Genomic DNA, 3832 nt, shown 5'->3' with positions numbered 1-3832 from the left:
CCGCGGCGCGTTCAAGCGTTCCAATCATCGGGATTCCTTTCGATTTTAGGATCACCAGTCGTGGACAGGCAGATCATCCGAGCGGTCACCGTCGCAATCGAGCAGAAGGAACTGGAAGCTCCGGCTTCGGCCGAACGCCATCAGGCGCAGCAGGTCTGCCGGCAGTTGCGTCTGGCGCGCTTCGTCGAGCGAACGGGTGGGAATGAACCAGCCGTAGACGGAGGCGGCGATGTCGATCGGCCGCTCGGTCGGCGGCCAGGATGCCCAGCCATCGAGAAGGCCGGCGGTCTGGACCGTCAGATGCGCGGTCGAGAGCACGCAATAGCGTCCGGTTTCCACCGATTTCGGAGCGAGGCTTGTGTGGAAAAGCGGCGGCGTGACCTGGAGTAGGTCTTTGGCGCATCCGTCCGAGGGGTGCCCGTCGAAATAGATGGCAATCACGGTTTCATCGTCCAGCGTGACGGGATCGCGCTCGTCGCCAGTTTCTTTCCACCACTCGCGGCACCAGGCGGCGATTTCCGCGTCCAGAGATGACTCATCGATCGCGGCATGAATATTGGTGCCGTAGCGGTGCTCGATAGCGGCGGCATGAAGCTTGACCGGCCAGGGCAAGGGCGATCGTTCGATGTGGTCCTCGGCGCTGTGGATTGCCGCGATCAGTTCGCTGCGCGCAGAGTGTGCGAGGTTCTCGGGATATTCGATGGCCGAGCGTATCCGCGCCAGCAGAGCGAGGTGATCGTCGCGGCCGGCGATATCCGTCGGTCCCGGCGATGGCTCTTCCCCCATACCGGTCGGCCAAGCCTGTTCAGTGTCCTGTCCGGCCGCATCGGAACGCAGGACCGGGTGGTGCGGATGGGACCAGTCGACGCTTTCGGCCAGCCATCGGCCGATATAGGCCCAGTCGAGACCGAAGGGGCAATCGTCATCAAGGCCCTGCAATGCCCGTTCGACCGTAGCGGTCCAGCTGAGTATGATGGGACGCAGGGTCTCAGCCCCAAGCCTGTCGAACGTTCCGCGGATGGCCAGGGCGCGGTCGAGCGCATCGGGTTCGGCGGCAGGCCGATCACGCAAAGTCAGGACCGCCTCCCATAGGCAGGCGGCGATTTCGAGATGAAAGGGGGCATAGCGGGTCATGGGCTCAATCCTGCTTCAGGCTGCGCGGCGGTGATTGTTGCGACAAAGGCCGAGATCGGTGGCGATCAGCGTTTCGATCCTGGGTGCAAGGCTATCGAAGGCAGCATTGAAATCGATGCCGGAGACGCGATGGCGGGCCTCGCCAGGCTCATGGTCGAGCAGAAGCATCGGCGGAACGAGACGCGCGGTCATTTCAGGGAAAATGGCCTGCAGGATGATGGCCTCGACACGGCGCGACACGAGGTTGAGGCGCGCGGCCAGGCCGCAATGCACGGCGAGATAGCGCTCGAACCAGCGGCCTGGCGCCAGCACGTCGGCGAGCCGGGTACAGGGCTGCCGGCCCGCCGGTGTCGGGACATGAAGAATGACAACATGGTGCCGACGGTGGAGAGCAAGCTGGTCCAGCGGGACCAGGACCCGATAGCTGTAAAGCGGAGCCTGCCCGCTGATGCGGGTCCTGCAGGTGATCATATCCATCGGGCATTTCCTTCATATGCGTGCGCAATACTGCTCGCGGTTTCACGCACGCCCCCTCCCCCCTTCGCTTCGTAGCCCGGTCGTGAAGGCGGTCTGTATGTCCTTGAAGAAGGGGCCCGATCTGGCTGAAACGGATGTCAGCTCTCTGGCTCGCCACCGCGACAAGTTGCGTTGTCGTAGATGGGCCTGTCTCCCGGTCGCCATGGGATGGGATTCCAGATACGGCCATTGTAGCTGATGCGGCCGACGACGATGCCCTCCCGGATGAGCTCGGCTTCCGGGAATGCACTGGCGCCAAGACCAGTCTGATCGCGGCGTTCGCAATAGTGGCGCGACGCTTCCGCGAGCGTTTCCACCATGATGTCTGGATATCCGGCTTGCCTGACGATCAGGGGCAACCGGTTTTGCTGGCCTGGTTCCATATTTGGGCCTTTCGCGTTCGGGCGCATGGCCGCGTTCCTCAAGGGCAGGACATCATGGGCGGGGCACGTCATAACGAGGGTCGCACCTCGCCTCGCCCGGATAAAGGCCCATCGGATCGGGCAGAAGGAGTTGGACGACGGCANATATTCCTCATGGCCAAGAAGGCGCCCGACCTGGATAGTGAATGCGCTGCGCGCCGCCGCCCCGGCAAGGCGCGGACGGATCGGGAAGGCGCCGCCGATATCGATATCCTTGTCGGGCACCTGGTCCGTCTGGCGCATTCGCTGGCCCACTTCGTTGAGAACCGATGCCATCAGGTGCGGCGCGAAATTGCCGATGATCAGCAGTTCGGGCAGGCCGAGGCGGGCGTTGCCGATCGTGTAGGCGAAGCCCGCCGTGTCGGCGTCGGGGAAGATTGCGAAAATATGTTGGCCCGCCCTGTCGATGTTGGATTGAATGACGGCCGTGCTGGTCGTGAGGATGGTCATGATGGGCTTCCAATTTCCTGATGCGAGCCGGCGTCGCCTCGTTCGGGACAGGTCAGTAGTGCGGGACCGCTGAGGCGAAGCGGCGCAGCATTGCCGCCATATGTTTGCGCAAATGCGCCTTGTTGGAGATGATCGCTTCAGGTCTGAGCGGTTCGCCCTGCGGGGTCATGAAGCCGGTTGCGGACGTTCCGTCTTTGAGTTCGACCACGATGTGGTGGCCGCGCGGCCGAGCTCGCCCTGCATAACGGGCCGTGAATTCGCCAAGACGGCCGGAGAGCCCCTGGGCGATCTTCGTCCAGCAGATATGACCGCCGGCCTTGGTTTCGCCGGCATCCAACCCTCGATCGAGCCACACGCGCAGCTGGCCGCGTTGCTGGATCACGGAGTTTCGTGTTCTCTCCATGGTGCGGCATAGCGGAAGCAAATCGGCGTGACGGTCGATCCAGTCGAGATCCGCGCCATGCGCGACAACCAGAAGATCATCAGGATCGATATCGGCGAGCAGGACAGGCAAGGAGCTGAGCGCACGCGCCGTTTCGGCGTTGCAGACACTATTCCATAGGCGAAATCCCTGTCCGGGAAGAGCCAGAATGGCTGTCATCGCCTGATGACCTGGCCGGGACTGGAGCATGGCGGGAAGGTCAAGACCGGTGTCCGCCGCGGTGGCCTCGCCTAGGATCAGCAGGCGCCTCGACCATCGCGTGGGGCGCGGCGCGTCCGTGGGGAGAGGCCAACTGCTTGGGAGCGGCCGGGACAACGGCTGGCCAGGGGCGCTTCGTGCCTCACATGGCATCGCGGCAGCAGCAGCATAGGCACGCCTGGCCGCATCGAACGGGTCGTCATAGCAGCCTCCCGCGTCGCGAAAGCCCTGAGCGTAGGCACGCTCGAAAGGATCAGCGTTCGCGCCACTCGGGGTATGGAAGGATCGGCGCGGCTCCCAGCCTGAAAGTGCCGCAATAGTGCCGTCCCCATATTGAACGGCATCGTCCCAGTCATATCCATGGCGGATCCGGGCCTGCAGGATGACATGATCGCGCGTGTCGGCGCCGCCGGCGGCCACACGGCGCTCGATAAAGGCGAAATTCCGGCGTTTCCTCTCGCGTTCGCCCTCCTCGTAGATGGCGTCGTTGAGAGGACGGAGCGCTGCGACCCGTTCACGAATGCGGGCCATCCGGTCCTGCGCTGGCGCCTCATTTGGAAGATCCGGGAAGTCAGCCCAGGCGCGAGCCAGTTGCTCTGCATGATGCTCAGGGCGACCCCGCGCGATCCAGCATCGCGCATCGGCGGGATCGAAGGCTGTCGAGGCTTCA

At 63.7% G+C, this 3832-nt stretch carries 5 protein-coding genes; 1 reads left to right on the top strand and 4 read right to left on the bottom strand.

Features of this window, described 5'->3' with window-relative positions:
* Positions 1 to 51 precede the first annotated feature (51 nt).
* From ACFQ24_RS00055 to ACFQ24_RS00040, 4 genes are all read right to left on the bottom strand, one after another.
* The gene (locus ACFQ24_RS00055; RefSeq protein ID WP_062063565.1) at positions 52 to 1134 is read right to left on the bottom strand and encodes a DUF5983 family protein; all 1083 of its coding nucleotides are present in this window, start codon (positions 1132 to 1134) and stop codon (positions 52 to 54) included.
* A 15-nt stretch (positions 1135 to 1149) separates the two neighbouring features.
* Entirely contained in the window at positions 1150 to 1611 is a 462-nt protein-coding gene (locus ACFQ24_RS00050; protein WP_062063562.1) for a hypothetical protein, read from the bottom strand.
* Positions 1612 to 1748: 137 nt separating this feature from the next.
* Entirely contained in the window at positions 1749 to 2522 is a 774-nt protein-coding gene (locus ACFQ24_RS00045; RefSeq protein ID WP_380908138.1) for a DUF4262 domain-containing protein, read from the bottom strand.
* A gap of 52 nt (positions 2523 to 2574) precedes the next feature.
* Positions 2575 to 3123, bottom strand: coding sequence for a hypothetical protein (locus ACFQ24_RS00040; protein ID WP_380908136.1), 549 nt, complete (start codon positions 3121 to 3123; stop codon positions 2575 to 2577).
* A 372-nt stretch (positions 3124 to 3495) separates the two neighbouring features.
* Between ACFQ24_RS00040 and ACFQ24_RS00035 the strand changes: the two genes are divergently transcribed.
* On the top strand, positions 3496 to 3832 hold a 337-nt coding region (locus ACFQ24_RS00035; protein ID WP_380908134.1), incomplete at its 3' end, for a hypothetical protein.

Origin of the sequence: Sphingobium olei (assembly GCF_042678845.1) — a bacterium.
Lineage (GTDB): Bacteria > Pseudomonadota > Alphaproteobacteria > Sphingomonadales > Sphingomonadaceae > Sphingobium > Sphingobium olei.
This window is presented reverse-complemented; position numbering and strand designations above follow the sequence as displayed.

What these genes read in the sequence shown, in the direction of transcription:
- ACFQ24_RS00050 (WP_062063562.1), bottom strand. Translation starts at nt 1,611, where the DNA reads ATGGATATGATCACCTGCAGGACCCGCATCAGCGGGCAGGCTCCGCTT.
- ACFQ24_RS00040 (WP_380908136.1), bottom strand. Translation starts at nt 3,123, where the DNA reads ATGACAGCCATTCTGGCTCTTCCCGGACAGGGATTTCGCCTATGGAAT.
- ACFQ24_RS00055 (WP_062063565.1), bottom strand. Translation starts at nt 1,134, where the DNA reads ATGACCCGCTATGCCCCCTTTCATCTCGAAATCGCCGCCTGCCTATGG.